This window comes from Niveispirillum sp. CC-CTL257 (assembly GCF_059489915.1).
In genome coordinates this window covers 775,446-797,263 of sequence record NZ_JCAJXE010000004.1, presented here as the reverse complement: position 1 = coordinate 797,263, position 21,818 = coordinate 775,446, and the positions used below count along the sequence as shown (strand labels likewise).

Annotated in this window: 20 protein-coding genes; 11 read left to right on the top strand and 9 right to left on the bottom strand. The window is 64.1% G+C overall.

The genetic code is table 11. The annotated features are described in order from the left end of the window. The first annotated feature begins 104 nt into the window (after positions 1-104). Together ABC729_RS23925 and ABC729_RS23920 are read left to right on the top strand one after the other, a co-directional pair. The gene (locus ABC729_RS23925) at positions 105-491 is read left to right on the top strand and encodes a hypothetical protein (RefSeq protein ID WP_495610126.1); all 387 of its coding nucleotides are present in this window, start codon (positions 105-107) and stop codon (positions 489-491) included. Between the two features lie 191 nt (positions 492-682). Beyond that, a complete protein-coding gene (locus tag ABC729_RS23920; RefSeq protein ID WP_495610125.1) occupies positions 683-1,078 on the top strand; it encodes a hypothetical protein in 396 nt (131 codons plus the stop codon). Positions 1,079-1,142: 64 nt separating this feature from the next. Here ABC729_RS23920 and ABC729_RS23915 read toward each other — a convergent pair whose 3' ends face one another. Further along, positions 1,143-2,105 carry an alpha/beta hydrolase gene (locus tag ABC729_RS23915; protein WP_495610124.1) on the bottom strand — a complete coding sequence of 321 codons (963 nt, stop codon included), beginning with the start codon at positions 2,103-2,105 and terminating at the stop codon, positions 1,143-1,145. 185 nt (positions 2,106-2,290) lie between these two features. Between ABC729_RS23915 and ABC729_RS23910 the strand changes: the two genes are divergently transcribed. Next, entirely contained in the window at positions 2,291-3,937 is a 1,647-nt protein-coding gene (locus ABC729_RS23910) for an alpha-glucosidase family protein (protein WP_495610123.1), read from the top strand. Positions 3,938-3,952: 15 nt separating this feature from the next. Here the strand turns inward: ABC729_RS23910 and ABC729_RS23905 are convergent, their stop codons facing one another. The 3 genes from ABC729_RS23905 to ABC729_RS23895 all read right to left on the bottom strand — a co-directional run bounded on the left by ABC729_RS23905 (position 3,953) and on the right by ABC729_RS23895 (position 6,590). Then, complete coding sequence (locus tag ABC729_RS23905; protein ID WP_495610122.1) at positions 3,953-4,843, bottom strand: alpha/beta hydrolase; 891 nt, start codon at positions 4,841-4,843, stop codon at positions 3,953-3,955. A gap of 85 nt (positions 4,844-4,928) precedes the next feature. After that, on the bottom strand, positions 4,929-5,924 hold the full coding sequence (locus ABC729_RS23900) for an inorganic phosphate transporter (RefSeq protein ID WP_495610121.1): 996 nt from the start codon (positions 5,922-5,924) through the stop codon (positions 4,929-4,931). 12 nt (positions 5,925-5,936) lie between these two features. Then, positions 5,937-6,590 (bottom strand): DUF47 domain-containing protein, encoded by a 654-nt coding sequence (locus ABC729_RS23895; RefSeq protein ID WP_495610120.1) that lies wholly within the window; start codon positions 6,588-6,590, stop codon positions 5,937-5,939. A 199-nt stretch (positions 6,591-6,789) separates the two neighbouring features. Here ABC729_RS23895 and ABC729_RS23890 point away from each other — a divergent pair, with 199 nt between their 5' ends. The 5 genes from ABC729_RS23890 (at position 6,790) to rutD (ending at position 10,433) form a co-directional block, all read left to right on the top strand. Next, positions 6,790-7,218: an NUDIX hydrolase gene (locus ABC729_RS23890; RefSeq protein ID WP_495610119.1), complete on the top strand. Its 429-nt coding sequence runs from the start codon at positions 6,790-6,792 to the stop codon at positions 7,216-7,218. A 199-nt stretch (positions 7,219-7,417) separates the two neighbouring features. Then, positions 7,418-8,497 (top strand): pyrimidine utilization protein A, encoded by a 1,080-nt coding sequence (gene rutA / locus ABC729_RS23885; protein ID WP_495610118.1) that lies wholly within the window; start codon positions 7,418-7,420, stop codon positions 8,495-8,497. Further along, entirely contained in the window at positions 8,494-9,225 is a 732-nt protein-coding gene (gene rutB, locus ABC729_RS23880) for a pyrimidine utilization protein B (RefSeq protein ID WP_495610117.1), read from the top strand. Before rutA ends, rutB begins: the two co-directional genes overlap by 4 nt. 24 nt (positions 9,226-9,249) lie before the next feature. Further along, entirely contained in the window at positions 9,250-9,639 is a 390-nt protein-coding gene (gene rutC / locus ABC729_RS23875) for a pyrimidine utilization protein C (protein ID WP_495610116.1), read from the top strand. After that, a complete protein-coding gene (gene rutD, locus ABC729_RS23870; protein WP_495610115.1) occupies positions 9,639-10,433 on the top strand; it encodes a pyrimidine utilization protein D in 795 nt (264 codons plus the stop codon). Before rutC ends, rutD begins: the two co-directional genes overlap by 1 nt. A gap of 46 nt (positions 10,434-10,479) precedes the next feature. On the opposite strand, the gene ABC729_RS23865 is transcribed toward rutD, so the two are convergent. Together ABC729_RS23865 and ABC729_RS23860 are read right to left on the bottom strand one after the other, a co-directional pair. Beyond that, positions 10,480-10,722, bottom strand: coding sequence for a type II toxin-antitoxin system ParD family antitoxin (locus tag ABC729_RS23865; RefSeq protein WP_495610114.1), 243 nt, complete (start codon positions 10,720-10,722; stop codon positions 10,480-10,482). 13 nt (positions 10,723-10,735) lie between these two features. Then, complete coding sequence (locus ABC729_RS23860) at positions 10,736-12,661, bottom strand: TonB-dependent receptor domain-containing protein (RefSeq protein WP_495610113.1); 1,926 nt, start codon at positions 12,659-12,661, stop codon at positions 10,736-10,738. 267 nt (positions 12,662-12,928) lie between these two features. On the opposite strand from ABC729_RS23860, the gene ABC729_RS23855 reads away from it, so the two are divergent. After that, complete coding sequence (locus ABC729_RS23855) at positions 12,929-14,095, top strand: GGDEF domain-containing protein (protein WP_495610112.1); 1,167 nt, start codon at positions 12,929-12,931, stop codon at positions 14,093-14,095. A gap of 13 nt (positions 14,096-14,108) precedes the next feature. Here ABC729_RS23855 and ABC729_RS23850 read toward each other — a convergent pair whose 3' ends face one another. Together ABC729_RS23850 and mprF are read right to left on the bottom strand one after the other, a co-directional pair. Then, a complete protein-coding gene (locus tag ABC729_RS23850) occupies positions 14,109-15,371 on the bottom strand; it encodes a virulence factor family protein (protein ID WP_495610111.1) in 1,263 nt (420 codons plus the stop codon). After that, the gene (gene mprF, locus ABC729_RS23845; RefSeq protein ID WP_495610110.1) at positions 15,368-17,944 is read right to left on the bottom strand and encodes a bifunctional lysylphosphatidylglycerol flippase/synthetase MprF; all 2,577 of its coding nucleotides are present in this window, start codon (positions 17,942-17,944) and stop codon (positions 15,368-15,370) included. The genes ABC729_RS23850 and mprF overlap by 4 nt, the downstream gene beginning before the upstream one ends. 132 nt (positions 17,945-18,076) lie before the next feature. On the opposite strand from mprF, the gene aptA reads away from it, so the two are divergent. Continuing rightward, complete coding sequence (gene aptA / locus ABC729_RS23840; protein WP_495610109.1) at positions 18,077-19,405, top strand: omega-aminotransferase AptA; 1,329 nt, start codon at positions 18,077-18,079, stop codon at positions 19,403-19,405. A gap of 47 nt (positions 19,406-19,452) precedes the next feature. Continuing rightward, on the top strand, positions 19,453-20,910 hold the full coding sequence (locus ABC729_RS23835; RefSeq protein WP_495610108.1) for an NCS1 family nucleobase:cation symporter-1: 1,458 nt from the start codon (positions 19,453-19,455) through the stop codon (positions 20,908-20,910). On the opposite strand, the gene kynA is transcribed toward ABC729_RS23835, so the two are convergent. Then, positions 20,907-21,740: a tryptophan 2,3-dioxygenase gene (gene kynA / locus ABC729_RS23830; RefSeq protein ID WP_495610107.1), complete on the bottom strand. Its 834-nt coding sequence runs from the start codon at positions 21,738-21,740 to the stop codon at positions 20,907-20,909. The two genes, ABC729_RS23835 and kynA, sit on opposite strands and share 4 nt — an antisense overlap. Positions 21,741-21,818: the final 78 nt, after the last annotated feature.

Here is a 21,818-nt window from a genome sequence, read left to right as displayed (position 1 = left end):
TAAACGAACCGCCGGCCCACGGGACCGGCGGCACTGTCGGGGGAAGCGAACGAGCAAGGCAACCATGACGGCATATCCTGCTGTCCAGCTTTGTGAGGATCGCGATGAAGAACCTGTTTTCTGCCTTGATCCTTTCCACCCTGGTCCTGGCTGCCGCCAGCCCCGCCCTGGCCGATGTGTCGGGCCTGAATGCCGCCTGCGGTGGTCTACCCGCCGCCCCGTCCGTTACCCAGGGCGACAGCGCCGATGAAACCGCGATGCGCGCCTATGGCGCCGGCATGCGCGATTACACGGCCCGCCTGATGACCTATCTCACCTGCCTGGACAACCATCCAGCCAGCAGCGCCGACATGGCGTCGGCCAGCTACCGGCGTGAGGTGATCAGCCACCGGCAGCAGGTGGTGGATCAGCTGGAAAAGACCGTCAGCCGCTTCAACACCGAACTGAAGACCTTCAAGTCGCGGCAGGCCCAGGTCGCCGCCATTCCCTGACCACATGCACATCACGCATGGCTGCATCCTGTGTCAGCGGTGTCATTAACGATCTTTCCCTCTTTCGCTGCACCGCAACCACTTTATACTGCGTCGCACAAGAACACGGTTCCGGCCCGATCCGGACCATTGAAGGGAGCGAACGTACAAGGCCCGAAACGTCGGTGGCATCCCGCCCCGGTTCCAGCTTTGTGAGTATCGCTATGAAAAAGCTCTATTCCGCTCTGATCCTCTCCGCCCTGGCCCTGCTCGCAGCCGGTCAGTCCCAGGCCGCTCACCCCGCGCTGAAGCGCATCTGTGGTGAGGCTCCGGCCGCCCCGCAGCTGGTGGAAGGCTCCACCGCCACCCGTGACAGCATGGTGCAGGTCGCCGGCTCCGTCCGCGGCTTTGCGGACCAGTCGCTGAACTATCTGTCCTGCCTGGACAGCCAGCCGGCCTCCACCTCCTACATGGCGCAGCCGTCCTTCCGGGCACAGCTGGCAGCCTACCGCGACCAGGTGGCCGACCGCCTGGAAGCGACCGTGAACGCCTATAACGCCGAACTGCGCGACTTCAAGGCGCAGCAGGCCCAGGTGGCACAGAAGTAAGGACCGGCGTCACGCCTTGGTCCTGGCAAAAGGGCGGGTGGCAACACCCGCCCTTTTTGTTTAGTCACACCCCCAACAGGAACCGCAACGGCACATCCACGCGCTTGCGCCACGCCACCTCATTATGCGGTTCACCGTCATAAAGCCGGGTCACCCAGTCTTTGCCCTGGACATAGCCCAGGTCCGGCATGAAGACATCAACCTTGGCCTGGAAGGGCGGATAGAAACTGTCCAGCTCGGCATTGCCCAGATCGAAATAGATCCGGTGCTGGCCCGCGCGCGGCAGGTTGGCCTTCACCCAGCCGATGAAAGTATCGGCGATGGTCACCATGCGCGGATCGCCATTCTTGATCCAATCGAAATTGGCGACACTGGGCCAATGGGTTGAAACACACCCCGCCGACCCGAACACCGCCGGATAGCGGATCAGGGCGTAAAGCGAGATTAGGCCGCCCATGCTGGACCCCATGATGGAGGTGTCCGCCAAGCCGGGCTTTGTGCGGTATGTCGCGTCGATAAAGGGCTTCAACTCCTTCACCAGAAAATCGACATAGCCATTGGACAGGGCCGGACCGCCTGATCCCTTTTCATAGTCGGCCCGAATGTCCGCCGGCACCGTCTCATAGGGCGCCTGGGGCAGATATTCCCGGCGGCGATATTGGGTGTTCCACACACCCACCACGATGGCGGGCTTCACCGCCCCCTCGCCCATCAGGCGCACCATCGTCTCATCCACCCCCCATTCCCCGAACGGGGTGGAGGCCGGGTCGAACAGGTTCTGACCATCATGCATATAGAGGACGCGCAACCGCTCGCTCCCGCCCTCATACCCCGGCGGCAGCCAGACATCGACACGGCGCGGCTCCGTCAAGCTGCTGGGAAACAGGTCGTACCGCCACAGGCTGCCCGCCGGCACCGGTACCGCTACGGGCTTTGGCACCGCCCCACCGGCGGCCAGAACCGGCAGCGGCAGCAACGGCAGGGACAGCGCCCCCAGAAGGGCGCGGCGGCTGGGGCGGGACATCATGGCGAACCTCCGTTAACCTTTTTGTTGCCTCCAGGATCACCGCTTTCGGCCCCGCGCCAACCGTAAATACGTATGCGTCGCAGCGCAGCATGGAAGCGCATACGTATGCGCCCCATACCCGTCTGACGCTGCCGATTTTACGATAGGGGCAACAGAACAAGCGTTGAGTACCGGGGGGAGTGATCATGAGTGTGACGGCAAACGCGGTTCGCGCCGACGGGGCGGCCGGGCCTGACCAGGGCGTCATGCATCCCTGGTGGCAGGGCGCTGTCATCTATCAGATCTATCCGCGCAGCTTCGCCGACAGCAATGGCGACGGGATCGGCGACCTGAAGGGTCTGCTGGCCCATCTGGACCATGTCGCGTCCTTGGGCGCGGATGCCATCTGGATTTCGCCTTTCTTCAAGTCGCCCATGGATGATTTCGGATACGACATATCCGATCATTGCGATGTCGATCCGATTTTCGGGACCATGGCGGACTGCGATGCCGTCATCGCGCGGGCCCATGCGCTGGGTCTGAAGGTGATCATTGATCAGGTTTATTCCCACACCTCCATCGAACATCCCTGGTTTCAGGAAAGCCGACAGAACCGAACCAATCCCAAGGCCGACTGGTTCGTCTGGCAGGATGCGAAGCCCGATGGCACGCCGCCCAACAACTGGCAATCGGTGTTCGGCGGCCCGGCCTGGACCTGGGACGCGCGCCGCCGCCAATATTACATGCATAATTTCCTGTCCAGCCAGCCGGACCTGAACCTGCATAACCCCGAGGTGCAGGAGGCCATCAAGGGCGTGGCCCGGTTCTGGATGGACAAGGGCGTGGATGGTCTGCGCGTCGATGCCGCCAACTTCTTCATGCATGATCGGGAATTGCGGGACAATCCCATCAACCTGGAAGCCACCGCGCCCAAGCGCCCCTATGAGTTTCAGCGTCAGGTCCACAATATCTCGCAGCCCGAAAATCTGGGCTTCATCGAGGACCTGCGCGCCCTGCTGGACAGCTACCCCGACCGTTTCATGGTGGCGGAGATGGGGGAGGCACCGTTCGACATGGTGGCCGACTACACGCTGCCCGGCAAACGCTGCCATTCCGCCTATAATTTCTCCTTCCTCTATCACAAGCAGTTGGATGCCGGCGTGCCGCGCCGGGTGATCGGCGGCTGGAATCAGGCGTCGGGCGGGGCCTGGCCCTCCTGGACCTTCTCCAACCATGACGCACCCCGCGCCGTCAGCCGCTGGGGCGGTGACGTGCCGCCGCCGGCGCTCGCCCGTTGCCTGAACACGCTGCTGGTCTCGCTGCCCGGCTCCGTCTTCCTCTATTACGGGGAAGAACTGGGCCTGCCACAGGCGCGGGTGGCGTTTGAGGATCTGGTCGATCCTGAAGCCATCGCCAACTGGCCCCACACCCTGGGCCGCGATGGGGCCCGCACGCCCATGCCATGGTCCAAGGATGCGCCCAACGCCGGCTTCTCCACGGCCAAGCCCTGGCTGCCCGTGGATCGCAACCATTTGCCGCTGGCCGTGGATGTGCAGGCAGGCGATCCCGACAGCACCTTGTCGGTGACAAAGCGTCTGCTGGCCCGCCGCCATGCGGAACCGGCCCTGCGCTGGGGCGATATCCGCTTCCGCCCGCCCGCCGATCCCGTGCTGGCGTTTGAGCGTATCCACGCCGATGGCGATGTGCTGGTGGTGATCAACCTCTCCGCCGACCCCGCCCCGCACGGCCTGATCGATACGGCCAACTGGGTACCGGTGGAAAGCGTCAATGGTGCCGACCTGTCATCCGGCACCCTGCCCCCCTATGGTGCCGTTATCGCGCGGCGGGCGTAACGGCCCGCCGCCGGATTACCGCAACCGATCCCGGATTTCCGCCTGGATCACGGCCCAGGCGTCCGTCTGCGGCGTGACCAGCTCGAAATGCCCCGCCCCCTCAATCTCCAGCTCGCGCAGCTCCGGCCCCTGCGCCTTGGCGGCGTAATGCTGGGCAAAGCTGGGCGGGACGATATGGTCGCGTGTCCCTGACACCAGCGTCAGGGCCAGTTCCTTGACGGGCGCTTCACCGGGGGACGTATCGGCGAACGGGTTGCCCGTGCGCCCGGCACTGTCGATCAGGCGGTCGATGGTGTCCGGCCCGCCGCAGGCGTCCGGCCCCCGCGCGTGATAGTCGCGCAGATCAATGATCCCGGCCAGCGACACGACACCGTGCATGCGCAACGGGTCCTTGCCCCGCACGGCGCTGTCGGCGGGCAGATTGCTCCGCCCCGCCGCCCACAGCGCCAGATGCCCGCCGGCCGAATGGCCCGACAGGACGACGCGATTCAGGTCCAGCGGATAGGTCCCCGCCAGGGTGCGGACATGATCGACGGCTGCTGCCACATCCTGGAACGTGCCGGGATAGCCGGCCCCCGCCTCGCCCAGCTTGCGATACTCAATATTCCAGACGGCAATGCCCTGGTCGCGCAGGGCCGCCGACATCGGCCCCATCAGGTCGAACCCCGCATATTCCGCCAGCCAGCAGCCGCCATGCACCAGCACGACCAGCGGATGCGGCCCGTTGCCCTTGGGCAGCCAAAGCTCACCGAACTGCTGCGGTGCCGGGCCATAGGCGATGCGGACATCGCCGCTCATCTTCGGGCGCTTCGACAGTTCCTGATAGGTGAGCAGCGGTGGCAGGTCAGCGGTCATGGCGGGCACCGGTAACAGCAGGGTGAACAGCAAGGCAAACAGACGACACATGATCTGTGGGCACCTTCTGTCGGTCCCGTCCCACCCCTGCGGGCGGACGGGACCTTGGGTCAAACATCCCGCCATGGATGCGTGGTTACAGCACGCGCGTCAACCAGTAGAAGCCTGCCCCCACGGCGGCCGCCGCCGGCATGGTCAGGACCCAGGCCACCAGGATGCCCTGTGCCAGACCCCAGCGCACGGAAGAGGCGCGCTGCGCCGACCCGACGCCAACAATGGCCCCGGTAATGGTGTGGGTGGTGGAGACGGGAACACCCAGATATGTGGCCGTAAACAGGGTGATGGCCCCTGCCGTCTCGGCACAGCTGCCATGGACGGGCTTCAGTTCCGTCAGGCGCGACCCCATGGTCTTCACGATCTTCCAGCCGCCGAACAGCGTGCCCAGACCCATGCAGAACTGGCAGGAAATGACCACCCAGAACGGCACATGGAATCCGTCGGGCATATAGCCCTGGCTGAACAGCAGGACGGCGATGATGCCCATGGTCTTCTGCGCGTCATTGCCGCCATGGCCCAGGCTGTAGAGCGAGGCCGAGACGATCTGCACGCTGCGGAATACCTTGTCCACTTTGAAGGGGGAGAAGCGGCGGAACACCCAGGAGACGATGACCATCAGGATGATGGCCAGCACAAAGCCGACCGTGGGCGAAATCACGATGGCCACCGCCGTCTTGATCAGGCCCGAACCGACCACCCCGAACCCGGCCTTGGCCACACCAGCCCCGACCAGACCGCCCACCAGCGCGTGGGAGGAGGAGGAAGGGATACCGCCCAGCCAGGTGACGATGTTCCAGATGATCGCCCCCATCAGGGCCGCGAAGATCACCGAGGCGTCGATGACATTGGCATCGACAATGCCCTTGCCGATGGTATTGGCGACATGCGTGCCGAAAAACACAAAGGCGATGAAGTTGAAGAATGCCGCCATGATCACGGCATTGCGCGGCGACAGCACGCGCGTCGACACCACCGTGGCAATAGAATTGGCCGCGTCATGCAGGCCGTTCAGGAAATCGAAGGCCAGCGCCAGCGCGATCAGGCCGATCAGGATCGGCAGGGAGATCAGTTCCATGGGAGGCGCCGATCAGACATTATCGACGATGATGCTGTCGACGATGTCGGCGACATCCTCGCCCGCATCCAGCACGGCTTCCATCAGCTCCAGGATCTCGCGGATCAGGGCCTGACGATAGGTGATGGGGGCATCCAGACCGCCGCTTTCCTGACGCAGGCGCGATTTGGCGGCGCGCAGGATCTTGTCGCTGTCGCTCTCCAGTTCGGAAATCTCGCGCGTCATGCGGGTCATTTCCGCGACATGGCGGGGAATGTCACGCAGCTTGGGCAGGCATTCCGGCAGGATGGTGGCGCAGCGCACGATCAGGTCCGACAGGGCATGCATCTCGGCCGTATATTCCATCGGGCCGGCTTCGGTGATGTGACGGGCCACGTCCTGGATCAGGTCGATGATGTCATCCATGCGCTTGGCCAGATCCTGGATGTCGGACCGGTCGAAAGGCACGATGAAGGAACGGTGGACAGCCGCCTGGATCTCCTTGGTGATCTTGTCGGCGTCATTCTCGGCCTGATGGATGCGCTGGAACCGCATCTCCAGCTGATCGCCATTCTTGACCAGATCGCGCAGCGCCTCTGCGGCAACCAGGATCAGGCGGGCATGGTCGGTGAAATGGTCGAAAAACCGTTCTTCGCGGGGCATCATGGCCCGGAACAGGCTCAGCATCTTCTATCCCGATAACGCATTGGCAAGGGGCACTGACGGCGTACCGCCGCAGTCTGGGCCCCCTGTAGCATTGAATGGCCCGTCTCTGTAATGTTAATGTCACAAAACGGTCATGTTGAGCCAAGATACTGGGTGATTATCCGTGGCACTAAGAACGGATAGCTATTCAGGCAGTTCGTTCAGGGTGTAAAAGCAGTAAATGGGTGATCGTAAAAACACAGTCCAGCATGCGGCCCTGCCGTTCCGCATGACCGAAACCGGCCCGCAGATCCTTCTGGTCACCTCGCGTGAGACGCGGCGGTGGATCATTCCCAAGGGCTGGGCCAAGAAGAATGTCGAACCGCATGAGATGGCCGCCATCGAAGCGTTCGAGGAAGCGGGCGTGCGCGGCAAGATCAAGAAGAAGGCCGTGGGCGAATACCGCTATGACAAGCGGTTGGACGATGGCAGCACCGTCACCTGCGACGTATCGGTCTTCCCGCTGGAAGTGACGACGGAACTCCCCGACTGGCCCGAACGCCCCCAACGCGACCGCCGCTGGTTCCCCCCCGCCGAAGCCGCCATGCTGATCTCCGAGCCGGGGCTGGTGGATATTTTCCAGAAACTGGCGGTGAAGTGGGAGGATTGAGCCCTCCGCCCAATTTCCCGCCATCTGCCGCTTTTCCTGGCACCTTCGCCGCAACAGGCGTAGCATCTCCCCCAACCGGTCACGCATAACGACCGGGCTTTGCCATGATTTCCGCCATTCACACGCCTTTGGCACGGAACCTGCGAAGCTGATCGGCTTTCCCACGTTTCGACCCAAGGTCACTTTCAGGGGAGGCAGGATGGAGATCGGTGTTTTCATTCCCATTGGGAATAATGGCTGGCTGCTGTCGGAGAACGCGCCACAATACAAGCCCAGTTTTGATCTGAACAAACAGATCACCCTGTCGGCGGAAAAGCACGGTCTGGATTTCGTGTTGTCGATGATCAAGCTGCGCGGCTTTGGCGGCAAGACGGAATTCTGGGATCATAATCTGGAAAGCTTTACCTTGATGTCAGGTCTGGCCGCTGTGACCAGCCGCATCAAGATCTACGCCACCGCCGCGACTCTGGTCATGCCGCCCGCCATCGTGGCCCGCATGGCCTCCACCATCGACAGTATTTCGGGCGGTCGCTTCGGCGTGAACCTCGTCACCGGCTGGCAGCGGCCGGAATATTCGCAGATGGGCATGTGGCCGGGGGATGAGCATTTTGCCAACCGCTACGACTATCTGGCCGAATACGCCACCATCCTGCGCGAATTGTGGGGCACGGGCCGCAGCGACCTGAAAGGCAAGTACTTTCAAATGGATGATTGCCGCCTGTCGCCGCGTCCGCAGGCCGATGTGAAGCTGATCTGCGCCGGATCGTCCAATGCCGGCATGGCCTTTTCCGCGCAATATGCCGACTATAATTTCTGCTTCGGCATGGGCGTGAACACGCCCACCGCCTTCGCCCCCACTGTGGAACGTATGCGGGTGGCGGCGGAGAAGACGGGGCGCGATGTCTCCTCCTATGTCCTGTTCATGATCATCGCCGATGAAACGGACGAGGCCGCCCGCGCAAAATGGGAAAGCTACAAGGCGGGTGCCGATCAGGAAGCCATTGCCTGGCTGGGCCTGCAGGGTGCCGCCGACACCAAATCCGGCTCCGACACCAATGTCCGGCAGATGGCCGACCCCGTTTCCGCCGTGAACATCAACATGGGCACCCTGGTCGGGTCCTATGAAACCGTGGCGAAGATGCTGGACGAGGTGCCGACGGTGCCCGGCACGGGTGGCGTGCTGCTGACCTTCGATGATTTTGTGAAGGGGGTGGAGGATTTCGGTACCCGCATCCAGCCATTGATGAAATGCCGTCAGCATATCAAGGGGCTGGCATGAGCAGCGCCGGGTATGAACCACCGGCGGAACGCTCAAAATCGGTCACTCTGCCCGCCCGCCCGGAGCCGATCCGCCTGAACCCGGCGGAAACCGCCGTCATTGTCGTGGATATGCAGAATGCCTATTCCACGCCCGGCGGTTATGTCGATCTGGCCGGGTTCGACATCTCGGGCGCGCGCGGCACCATCGCCAATATCAAGCGCACGCTGGATGCCGCCCGCGCGGCTGGTGTCCTGGTCGTCTATTTCCAAAATGGCTGGGACCCGGACTATGTGGAGGCTGGCGGGCCTGGGTCCCCCAATTGGCATAAATCCAACGCCCTGAAAACCATGCGCGCCCGGCCCGAATTGCAGGGCCAATTGCTGGCCAAGGGCACCTGGGATTACGCGATTGTGGAGGAGTTGCAGCCGCAGAAGGGCGACATCCTGATCCCAAAGACGCGCTATAGCGGCTTTTTCAACACCAATGTCGACAGCGTCCTGCGCGCACGCGGCATCCGCAATCTGGTCTTTGTCGGCATCGCCACCAATGTCTGCGTGGAAAGCTCGCTGCGCGATGCCTTCCATCTGGAATATTTCGGGGTGATGCTGGAGGACGCGACCCACCATTTGGGCCCCGACTTCATCCAGAAGGCAACCGTTTATAATGTCGAGAAATTCTTCGGCTGGGTCGCCACCGTCGACGATTTCTGCGGCACCATCTCCCAGGGCGCCCCCATCGGCGCATAACACAACAAACAGGAGCAGCAAACCATGCCCAAGCAGATCATCGTGCCCGAAGGCACGCAAAAGCCCATCGCCCCCTATTCGCCGGGCACCCTGGCCGATGGCATCGTCTATGTCTCCGGCACCCTGCCGTTTGACAAGAACAACGACGTGGTCCATGTCGGCGATGCGGGGGCCCAGACGCGCCATGTGCTGGAGACCATCAAATCGGTGATCGAAACGGCGGGCGGCACGATGGAGGATGTGACCATGAACCACATCTTCATCACCGACTGGGCCAATTATCAGGCCGTCAACAAGGTCTATGCCGAATATTTCCCCGGCGACAAGCCGGCGCGTTATTGCATCCAATGTGGTCTGGTAAAGCCTGACGCGCTGGTGGAAATCGCCACCGTCGCCCATATCGGGAAGAAGTGATGCATGTGGACATTCATGGCCGGGGCGACACGGACGCCCCGGTCCTGATCCTGTCATCGGGCCTGGGCGGGTCGGGCGGTTATTGGGCCGCCCAGATCCCCGCCCTGGCCCCGCATTTCCGCGTCATCACCTATGACCATCGCGGTTGTGGCCGCACGGGCGGGACAGTTCCCGAAAATGGCGGCATCACTGCCATGGCCGATGATGTGCTGACCATCGCCGACCGTCTGGGGGTGCAGCGTTTCAGCCTGATGGGCCACGCGCTGGGCGGCCTGATCGGTCTGGATCTGGCCTTGCGCGCACCCGACCGACTGGAAAAGCTGGTTCTGATCAATGCCTGGAGCAAGGCCGATCCCCATTCCGGCCGCTGCTTCGATGTGCGCCTGGAACTGCTGGAAAAATCCGGCGTACCGATGTTCGTGAAGGCGCAGCCTTTGTTCCTCTACCCCGCCATCTGGATGGCCCAGAATGCCGACCAGTTGGAGGCTGAGGAAGCGCACGCCATTGCGCATTTCCAGGGTGCCGACAGTATCCGCCGCCGCATCGCGGCCCTTCGTGGCTTTGATATCGATGCCCGATTGGGGTCCATCCCCCACCCCTGTTTCGTCATCGCCACCAAGGACGACCTACTGGTCCCCTACAGCCGCTCCCTGCGTCTGGCCGACGGCCTGCCCAACGCACAGCTGCACCTGACGGATTTCGGTGGCCATGCCGTAAATGTCGTGGACCCGGATGGGTTCAATGCGGCGGTGCTGGGTTTCCTGCGCGACCGGCATGATCGTAGCGCGGATTAGCAAAGCGTAATCCGCGGGAACCCCGGCGCTGCTCTGCGGATTACGGCTACCGCCTAATCCGCGCTAGGTGCTTCGCTTCCTCCGCGTCCAGGATCGCGGTCAACGCGTCACCCTCGACCGCCCCACCCCGTTCAATCGACGCATTCAGCGTCTCGCGCAAGGCCTGCAACTTGGCCTCGCGCTCCTCGACAAGGCGCAGACCCTCGCGGATGACCTCGCTGGCAGAGCCATAGCGACCGCTTTTCACGGCATCATCGACAAAACTCTCCCAACGGCGACCGATCGACACATTAATGCGGCCCTCACATCCTCACCGTCAGCGACAGGCGCCAGGTCCGCCCCACCATCGGTTCATATTCCCCATCACCCTCAACAAAGAACCCCTGCGCATCGAACAGGTTTTGCACCTGGGCGCGCAGGCTGGCCTCCTGCCCCCACAGGCCGAATTCCTGGCGCAGGCCCGCATCGACCAGCGTATAGGCGGGTCCATCGGCCAGATTGTCACCGCGCGCGGTGGTCTTGGCGCTGTGATCGATGCTGGCATCGACGGACAGACCGTCCACGATACCGGGTGCATAATCGACGCTGGCCTGCCACTGCATCCGGCTTTGCCCCACGGGCCGCCGCCCGATCAGGCCCCGTTCCACCTCATCCCCCCGCACCTCGGGGTCCAGCAGGACAGCGCCCAGCACCACCGACAGCCCTTCCACCGGCTCCCCCGACAGCGACGCCTCCACCCCCCGGTGCCGCACCTCACCCAGGAAGCCATAGCGGCCACCCGCATCCACCCCATCATAGGGCCGGCGCACATCAAACACCGAACTGGTCAGGGTCAGCGGCCCGATACCGGTGCGAAGCCCGGCTTCCCGCTGTGTGGTCTTCACCGCCGGCAGCACGGCATTGCGGTTGACGGCGGTAATGGGTGCCGATCCGCTTTCCTCCAGCCCCTTGGAATAGCTGGCATAGGCGATGACGCCATTGTCGAACCGCCAGGCCGCGACCCCATTATAAAGCCAGGGCTTGGACCCGCCCCGCGCCTCCCCGCCTGTGCCGGGCCGCGCGATCTTGGTGTAATCCGCCTTTTGCAGCCCGGCACCCAGGTCCAGCCGCCCGTCCCAGGACAGGTTATAGGCCACGCCCAGCGTATGCTGCTTCACCTCGTTACGGTCCTGCGGCTGGTCGAACAGCACCACGGGTTCCGCCACATCGGGCCGGCGGTCCATGGCCCAGGGGCCGTAATCGACCTCGACATCGCCGCCCATGCGGCTGCGCTTGGACAGGCCGCGCCCCGCCAGACTGATGGTCTGTTGCGTCTGACCCGCCACCCATTCATAGGCGACCGATGCCTCCCCCGACAGCGCCGCATATCGCGTGGCGGGCAGCAGCACATATACCATCCGCCCCTGCCGGTCGGGTGTCACCGACAGCAGCGCGAAGGCATCATAGGGCAGGCGATGCACCGACCGGAACAGACCGGCCCGCGCCGTCAGCCCCTCCATCAGGCCGGCATCGATAATCAGACCCTGGTTCTCCGTCTCATAGGCCCAGTCGCCCCAGGGCAGCGTATGATTGACATCCCGGTCCACGCGCGGCGGCAGGTACGGCCCCTCGGGCAGGTAATTGGGCACCACCTCGCTATCATGCATCTGGTCCCAATCGGCGAAACCCGTGACCGACACATCCTCCGTCACCTGCCATCGCGGCACGAACCCGGCGGACCAGGACCGCTGATCTCCGCCGAACGCGCCGTTCTGATCGGGCCGCGCGGCCACCCCCGCCGACAGCTTGAACCGCCCGTCCGCCGCCACATAGGCGGTGTCCAACTCCATGAAAGGCGATGTCTGGGGATCAAGGCCCAGCCGCATCTCGGCCCCCGTGCGGTCCGGGTCGCGCAGTGACAGATCGGCGATCCCCGACGGGGCCGGGAACAGAAGGCCGACGGTATTCAACCCCACCCGGATGCTGGTCGCATCCACCACCCGGTCCGACAGCGCCCCCTGCTGTGAGATGAAAAGGCCCTGCAAACGGACATTGCCGGCGCTGTCGGGGCTGAACCCGCGCACATTGCCGGCATCATACAACCCGATGGATTCGGTCCCCACGCGCAGGCCGAAGGCATCGGTGGCATTGCGCACGACATTGTCGTCATTTTGCTGCGCCATCGCCGGCAGGGCGGACAGCAGGGCCAGGGCACAGACGCTGCACCCGGCGAAATTCTTCATGGACATGGATCACTGCCTGATTTTGTTCTGGTTGATCGTTCGCGGCAACAATGCGCCCCTCCTACCATAGGTCTATTTCATCCGCCATAGGATATATTCTGCCATCGGTGTCATGCGCCGGCATGCCACGTCAAACGCTGCTGGAAAGATCAAATCCCGGTTTTGAACTGGCCCAGGGCCATCTTTTCGGCAAACCTATGCCATTGCACAGTTTCGTAAGCTGCCATCCTGGGTTTAGCTGATGATGACGTGCCGTTGGTGTTGGAGGACAGGGTGACAGGTGATCGCAATGTGGTGGGCCGGCTGACAGCGGCCTATGTGATCGCTTTGACCCTGATTGCCCTGCTGTCCGGCGGGGTGCATCTGCTGCTGGACAATGTCATCGCCGAACAGCGCGATGCTGCCACCATCATCAATGTCGCCGGCCGGCAGCGCATGCTGTCGCAGCGCATCGCGCTGTTGGGCAATGACCTGCACCAAGGGGATGAAACGGCGCGCGAACCGCTCCGCGACGCCATCGCTCTGATGCGCCGGTCACAGGATGCGCTGGTGCGCGGCAATGATCTGGGCATTTCCAACCCGCTTTCCGCCGATGCCAGCGCCCATTATTTCTCCGGCCTCAATCCGCTGGACATGCGCGTCCGCAGTTTCCTGGACGATGCTGAGCGTTTTCTGGCGACCGGCGATGAAATCGCCTTCCGGCAGTTCCATCTGGCCGCGCGCGACACGCTGCTGCCGTCCCTCGACCGCGCCGTGTCCATCTTCGAAGGCGAAGCCAATGGCCGTACCCATTGGCTGCGTCAGGCGCAACAGGTGGTGCTGGCCATCCTGTTGACCACCCTGCTGGCAGAGGCGTTCTTCATCTTCCGCCCCATGGTCACACGCATCCGCCTCTATGCCAGCCGCCTGTTCGATATGGCCAGTCGCGACAGCCTGACCGGCCTGCCCAACCGCCGCTTCCTGGTCGATAGCGGGGAGGCCGCAATTATCCAGGCCCGCCGTGACGGAACCGACCTTTCCTGCCTGCTGGTCGATCTCGACCATTTCAAAACCATCAATGACCAGTATGGTCACGCCACGGGCGACGCCGTCCTGGTGCGTTTCGGCGAACTGGCACAGACGGCCCTGCGTCAGGGCGACATTGTGGGCCGCACGGGGGGCGAGGAATTCGCCGTGCTGCTGCCCGGTGCTGGAGAGGCCGGCGCCCTGCTGGTGGCGGAGAAACTGCGCGCCATGCTGGATGCCGACCGCAGCGAAGCCCTGCCCCATTTCACGGCCAGCATCGGGGCCACCACACTGGCCGTCGGCGACCGCACCCTGGCCGACCTGCTCTCCCGCGCCGACGCCGCCCTCTACGCCGCCAAGGGCCTGGGCCGCAACCGCGTGCGGTTTGAGGCGGGGCAGCCGGCGGTAAAGGCACCGGCGATGGAGATGGCGTAACGGGCACGCCCCCTCACCGCCCCATCCTCACCCCCACCCCCGCCAATATCCGCGCGGCCAGCGCCACATAATCACCGTCGAAATGATGGCCGCCCTCGGTCGCCACCACCTCCACGCCCGTGCCGGTCAGTGTGTCGCACACCCCGTCCGGGTCCTGACGCCCCTCGAAACATTGCAGTTTACCGGGCGCGATCCGGTCCAGGTCGGGCTTGGTCGGCTGCGTGCTTTCGCTGTTGGCGGTCAGAAATTCGCCCACCGTCACCTCGAAATTGGCCTTGGCCGACAGGGCCAGCAGCGAGACCTGCACCACGCTGTCCCGCTGTTCCTGCGGCAGCAGGTTATAGAGGGCGGGCATGACATCGGCCCCAAACGAATAGCCGATCAGCACCACCTTCTCCACGCCCCACGCCTTGCGGTAATGCGCGATCAGGCGGGACAGGTCGGCGGCACTATCCTCCGGCGACCGCCAGGCCCAGTAATAGCGCAGCATGTCCACACCCACCGTCGGCACGCCCTGGCCTTGCAGATATTCCGCAATATCCTTGTCCAGGTCGCGCCAGCCGCCATCCCCGGAATAGACGATGGCCAGCACCCCGTGCTTCACCTCCGCCGGCAGTTCGGTCAGCGGCAGGTCGGACAACTCATCCGCCCCCTGTGCGTCCACCCGCCGCGCCATCTCGGCGACCAGCCTTTCGCCCGGCCGCCCACCGCCGCTGGGCCGCACCACGGGCACCTGTGCCCCTTGCGGGTTGGCGCAGAATGGCTTGGGCAGCGGTCCCTTGGTCTCGTCCACGGCCACAGCCCCGCCCAGGATGGCGGGCGTACCCGTCCCGGCCATGGCGACCGCCATATCCGCCCCCGCCCCGATCCCGGCCAGCACCGGCAACTGATAGCGTTTCAGGCCCAGCCCCCGCTGTGCGGCGTGCGCGACATCCTGCAACGCCCAACTGGGGTCCACGCATTCCCCGTCCGCCGCCGCCATCCGCGCCGTCACCTCTTTCAGATCCAGCCCGATGACGACCACGCCCGCATGCACCAGACGCCGGGCCAGATGTCCGCTGCGCGCGTCCCACCCGTCCGGCCCCGACAGCAGCATGACCACCGGCCCGTCTTTCTCCCGCAGGGTCTGCATCACCCGGACAGGGCCCAGCAGCCCATCGACCGGCAGATGTACCCAGGACGGGGCGATATCATAGCGATGCACCCACCAGGCGGGCACGGTCAGCGCCGCCAGCCCGGCCACCAGCAGGCCCATGATCACGCCGCGCAGTCTCATTTCCCCACCACTCCCCGCAACCCGCCGGCGATCAGCACGGTGATATCGGCCAGCGCCAGCATCGGGTTCAACCCGCCCGGCACCGCCATGTAGCGCGCCTCCCATTCTGGCGCGAACTTGGACTTGAAGGTGCGCAACCCGCTGAAATTATAGAACCGGTCGCCGCGCTCATAGACCGCCCTGCCCACCTGCTGCCACAGGCCCACGGCACTGGCCGACAGGCCCGACAGCGGCGCCATGCCCAGGTTGAAGCGCTGATACCCCTGTTCCTTGAACATCAGGATCAGGCGCAGCAGCAGATATTCCATGACGGCGGGCGGTGCCTTGTTGGAAAACCGCATCAGGTCGATGCTGGCTTCCTCCGCCGTCCCGGTCAGCATCAGGCTGGCAAAGGCCACCACCCGCCCCTCGCGGCGCAGCACGGCAACGGGCCGCAGCGCGATATAGTCGGGAATGAAGGCACCCAGGGAGAACCGCTTCTCCCGCACATTATGCGCCGCCATCCAATCATCCGACACGGCGCGCAGCTCGTCCAGGATGGCCGGCACGCCCTCCGCCGGCACCATCTCGAACTGCACGCCGGCCTTTTCACACCGGTTGGCGGAATTGCGCAGATTGGCCCGCTTTGATCCTTTCACGTCGAACCGTGGCAGATCAAGCTGCGCCTCCTCGCCCAGCTTGAAGGCGACCAGCCCCGCATCGGCATAAAGCGCCAGATTTTCCGGGGCCACCTGATAGAACACGGCCCGCCCGCCCGACGCCCGCGCCATCTCCACAAACCGCCAGATCAGGGGCGCCCATTCATCCTCCGGCCCCACCGGATCGAACAGGGCGATCCAGGACCGCCCCTGGCGGGCATACATGATGAAGGCCTGACCATTTTCAGAAAATAGCAGCTTCTTATCGCCCAGCAGGGCCAGCTGCGCCCCTGGCCGCCTTTGCGCATCCACCACAGCCCGCGCCCTGGTCAGCGCGTCCTTGTCCGGGTCCGGCAGGTCGGCCATCACCGCGGGCCGCAGCAGCGCCCACCCGGCCCCCAGCCCCGCCAGCAACGCGACACCCAGCAAGGCGCGCAATCCGCGTGGGGCCTCGCCCGAAAACTCGAACTGCCACCACAGATCATGGGTGTAATCGACACTCTTATAGACAAAGAACAGTACAGAAAGGGCGGCGATCAGCAGCAGGCCGACCGCCACCAGCCAGGGCCGCGTCAGCGCTGAATGCAGCAGCGAGGCCTTGCGCGTGAACTCTCGCCGCGACAACAGCAGCAGACACAGCAGCACGGCCAGCAGCACCATCTCCGTCACGGCCAACGCCTTGGCCAGCGCCAGCACCATGGCAGCCACCAGGATCGACACCGCCGCCCACCACGCCCCGTCCAGCCGGTAGGTCACGCCCCGCGCCACCACGAACAGCATCAGGCCCAGCACGGATGACAGGAAATGCGCCCCCTCCACCAGCGGCAGGGGCAGCAGGCCCGACAGCAGGTCAAGGCGCGCGTCATCGGCAGGCGTCACCCCGGAAAAGACCAGCATGCTGGCCAGCAGCAGGGTCAGCGCCCCCAGCACGGGCGGGGCCAACCTTGTCCCCACCTGCACCACCCGGCTTCCGGCCAGCAGCACCGCCACCCGCCGCGTCTCCAGCAAGGCCACGGTCAGGCCCGCCAGCAGCAGCGGCACCACATGATAGATGACACGGTAAAGCAACAGCGCGCCCAGCACCTGTTCGGTATCGGCCCGCCCGGCCACCGCCGCCATCACCACCGTCTCAAACACGCCCAGCCCGGCGGGAACATGGCTCAACACGCCCAGCCCGATGGCGACCGCATAAATGGCGATGAAGGCGGGCAGATCGATATCGGCACTGGCCGGCAGCAGCACCCACAGCACTGTCCCCGCCGCCGCGATATCGACCAGGGTCGCCAGGAACTGGATGATCAGCAGGCGGGGTGCCGGCGGCTCCACCGACCAGCGCCCGATCTTCACCGCCTGATGCCGCCCCGACGCCACAATCAGGGCGGCCAGCGCACAAAGCCCGACCGCCCCCACCCCATGCCCGATCCAGCCGGGCATCCCCATACCCGTGACGTCACCGGCAAAGAACAGGCCCAGCGCCGTGACCCCCGCCACGCCCAACCCGAAGGTGGCCGTCACGAACCCGACGATCCGCGCCACCTCTTCGGGTTCCAGCCCGGGCGGCGTATAGAACCGATACCGGATCGCACCCGCCGTCAGCGGCCCGAACCCCACCGTGTTCCCCACCGCATAGGCGCAGAATGATGTCAGCCCGATCACCGGATAAGGCACCCGCCGCCCGACATAGCGCAGCGCCGTCCAGTCATAAAAAGTCAGGGCCAGGAAACTGACGCCTGTGGCCGCCAGTGCCACCGCCAACGCCCATGCCGGCGTGGCACGCAGGGCGTCCACCACCTCCTGGTACGAAATCTCCGCCGCCAGATGCGACAAGGCCGTCCAGGCCAGGGCACCGACGGCCAGGATCACCAGCCCTGTCAGCCCACTCTTGATCCAGCCGCGCCACGGCACCCGCCCCGCCTCACCCGTCACATCCGCCATGATCCGCGATCACCCCTCTGGACCTTGCTGCCTGCGGGTCCTTTCCGGTTGTCATCGGCCAACTTCCTGCACACGGCAAATTACTTCTATGTCATCCTATGCTTATCGCTAACAAGATGGAGCCACCGTGTCGTGACCGGAACCGCGCACCCGTCCACCAACAATCTCGATGCTTTCTGGATGCCGTTCACCGCGAACCGGCAATTCAAGCAGACGCCGCGCATGCTGGTTTCGGCCAGCGGCATGTATTACCGCACCGATGATGGCCGCCCCATCCTGGATGGCACCGCCGGCCTCTGGTGCGTGAATGCGGGCCATTGCCGGCCAGAGATTGTGAAGGCCATTCAGGCACAGGCCGCCGAAATGGACTATGCGCCCGCCTTTCAGATGGGCCATCCCGGTGCGTTCGACTTCGCGTCACAGCTCACGGCCCTGCTGCCCCCCGGCCTGGACCATGTCTTCTTCACCAATTCCGGCTCGGAATCGGTGGATACCGCGCTCAAGGTGGCCTTGGCCTATCACCGCGCGCGTGGGGAGGGGCAGCGCACCCGCTTCATCGGGCGGGAGCGCGGCTATCATGGTGTGGGTTTCGGCGGTATCTCCGTCGGCGGCATCGTCAGCAACCGCAAGGCGTTCGGCACCATGCTGCCCGGCGTCGATCACCTGCCCCACACCCATGACCGGTCACGTCAGGCCTTCTCGGTCGGCCAGCCCGAATGGGGTGCGCATCTGGCGGATGAGCTGGAACGCATCGTCGCCCTGCATGATGCCAGCACCATCGCCGCCGTCATTGTCGAACCGGTTGCCTGCTCCACCGGCGTGCTGGTCCCGCCCAAGGGCTATCTGGAACGGCTGCGCGTCCTCTGTGACAAGCACGGCCTGCTGCTGATTTTTGATGAGGTGATTACCGGCTTCGGTCGCCTGGGCACGCCCTTTGCCACCGATTATTTCGGCGTCGTGCCCGACATCATCACCGCCGCCAAGGGCCTGACCAACGCCACCGTCCCCATGGGGGCCGTCTTCTTTCAAAAGAAGATCTACGACGCCTTCATGACGGGGGCGGAGCATATGATTGAGCTGTTCCACGGCTACACCTATTCCGGCCACCCCTTGGCCGCCGCCGCCGGTCTGGCAACCCTGAAGGTCTACAAAGATGAAGGCCTGCTGACCCGTGCGGCGGATCTCAACGATTACTGGGCCAATGCCGTGCATTCGCTGAAGGACGCCCGCCACGTTATCGACATCCGCAATCTGGGCCTGATCGGTGCCATCGAACTGGACCCGTTGCCGGGCCAGCCGACCAAACGCGCCTTTACCACCTTCCTGAAATGCTTCGAAAAGGGCGTCCTGATCCGCACCACCGGCGACATCATCGCCCTCTCTCCACCGCTCATCGTGGAAAAATCCCAGATCGACCAGATCGTGGAGACGATCCGCGAGGCACTGGCGGGGGTGGAATAGACATCCCCTATCCCCGCGCCCCCTCCCCCAACCCACAGGCCCCGCCCATGTCCGATCCGGTCAACACCCAATCCGGTCTCTGGAACCCCGATCTCGCCCCGGTGCCGGCGGAACGGCGGACATGGAACTGGGTGCATTATGCCTCGCTCTGGATCGGCATGGTGATGTGCATTCCCGCCTACCTGCTGGCCTCGGGCCTGATACAGCAGGGCATGTCGGCAGGACAGGCGGTATTGACGGTCCTGGCCGGCAATCTGATCGTGCTGGTCCCCATGGTCCTGATCGGCCATTCGGGGGCCAAGTACGGCCTGCCCTTCGCCGTCATCGTGCGGTCCAGTTTCGGCACGCGCGGCAATAAACTGCCCGCCGCCCTGCGCGCTCTCATCGCCTGCGGCTGGTTCGGCATTCAATGCTGGGTGGGCGGTAGCGCCATCTACGCCATCGCCAATATCATGACGGGCGGGGCGCTGGCGGGGGAGAAGATTGCAGCGCTGGGCATTGATGCCGGACAGCTGGCCTGCTTCCTGTTCTTCTGGGCCCTGCATCTCTGGTTCATCAAACGCGGGCCGGACAGCATCCGCTGGATTGAAACGGTCACGGCCCCCTTGAAGATCGTCATCATGCTGGCCCTGCTCTGGTGGGCCTGGGACAAGGCCGATGGCTTCGGCCACCTCCTCTCCGCCCCTTCACAATTCGTGACCGGTGGCGCCAAGGAAGGTCAGTTCTGGGCTGTCTTCTGGCCCGGCCTCACGGCCATGGTCGGTTTCTGGTCCACCCTTGCCATCAATATTCCCGACTTCACGCGGTTCGCGAAAAGCCAGAAGGATCAGATGCTGGGCCAGTCTTTGGGCCTGCCCCTGCCGATGGCCCTGCTGGCCTTCGTCTCCGTCGCCGTCACCTCGGCCACCATCATTATTTATGGCGAGGCGGTTTGGGACCCGGTTGATCTGGCGGGCCGGCTGGAGGGCGTCGCCGTCGCCATCGGCCTGATCATCATCACCATCGATACCTTGTGCGTGAACCTTGCCGCCAACACGGTCGGCCCGGCCTATGATTTCTCGGCCATCTTCCCCCGCCATGTCAGCTTCGCGACCGGCGGCTACATCACCGCGGGCATCGGCATCGCCATGATGCCCTGGAAACTGATTGAGACGACGGACGGCTATATCTTCACCTGGCTGATCGGCTATGGCGCGCTGCTGGGGCCGATCCTGGGCATCATGCTGGCCGATTACTGGTTGATCCGCCGGCAGGTGCTGAACGTCCCCGCCCTGTTCGATGCGCAAGGCGAATACCGTTTCCGCGCCGGCTGGAACCCAGCCGCCCTGATCGCCTTCACCCTCGCCGTCCTGCCCAACCTGCCCGGCTTCCTGCACGCCGCCTTCCCCACGCCCTTCGCGGGTGTACCGGGCCTGCTCGTGGAGCTTTACAATTACGCGTGGTTCGTGGGCCTGGGCATTTCGGCCCTGATCTATCTGGCCCTGATGCGCCGCGCGCGCCCTTAAATCGCCGTCCGCACGCTCAACAGCTCCGGGAAAAAAGACAGGTTCAGCGCCTTCACAAGGTACGACACGCCCCCGGTCCCGCCCGTGCCCATCTTGTACCCGATGATGCGTTCCACGGTCTTCATATGGCTGAACCGCCATTGCTGGAACCGGTATTCCAGGTCCACCAGCTTCTCGGCCAGCTCATACAGTTCCCAATGCGCGTGCGGGTCGCGGTACACCACCGACCACGCCGCCTCCACCCGCTTATCTGCCTGATAGGGCTGTGACCAGTCACGATCCAGTGCCGTCTCCGGAATGTCGAACCCCCGCCGCGCCAGCAACGCCAGACATTCATCATAGAGCGAGCGCTCATTCAGCGCCGTCATCAGCCGCGCATGCACCTCCGGCATCCCCTGATGGACCGTGATCATCCCGGCATTCTTGTTGCCCAGCATGAATTCCAGCAGCCGGTACTGATAGCTTTGAAAGCCGGAACTCTGGCCCAGATGCGGGCGGATGCGGCTGTAATCGGCGGGGGTCATGGTGGACAGCACATCCCAGCCCTGGATCAGCTGCTGCTGGATGCGCGCCACCCGCGCGATCATCTTGAAGGCCGGACCCAGATCATCCTGGCATATCTGCTGTTTGGCCGCCCCCAGTTCGTGCAGGCAGAGCTTCATCCACAATTCCGACGATTGGTGGATGATGATGAACAACAGCTCATCATGCTCGCCTGACCGCGCATGCTGACAGGACAGCAGTTCTTCCAGCCCCAGATAGGCGCCATAGGACAGGTCGGGCGCCTGATGCACCCCTTCCTGCGACAGATCGACGGTATTGGGCTTCATGGGACCGGGCACCCCTGGGATCTCTGTTGCCCGACCATTTCACCTGCAACGATTGCCGTCAATGGGGTTGGGGCGCCG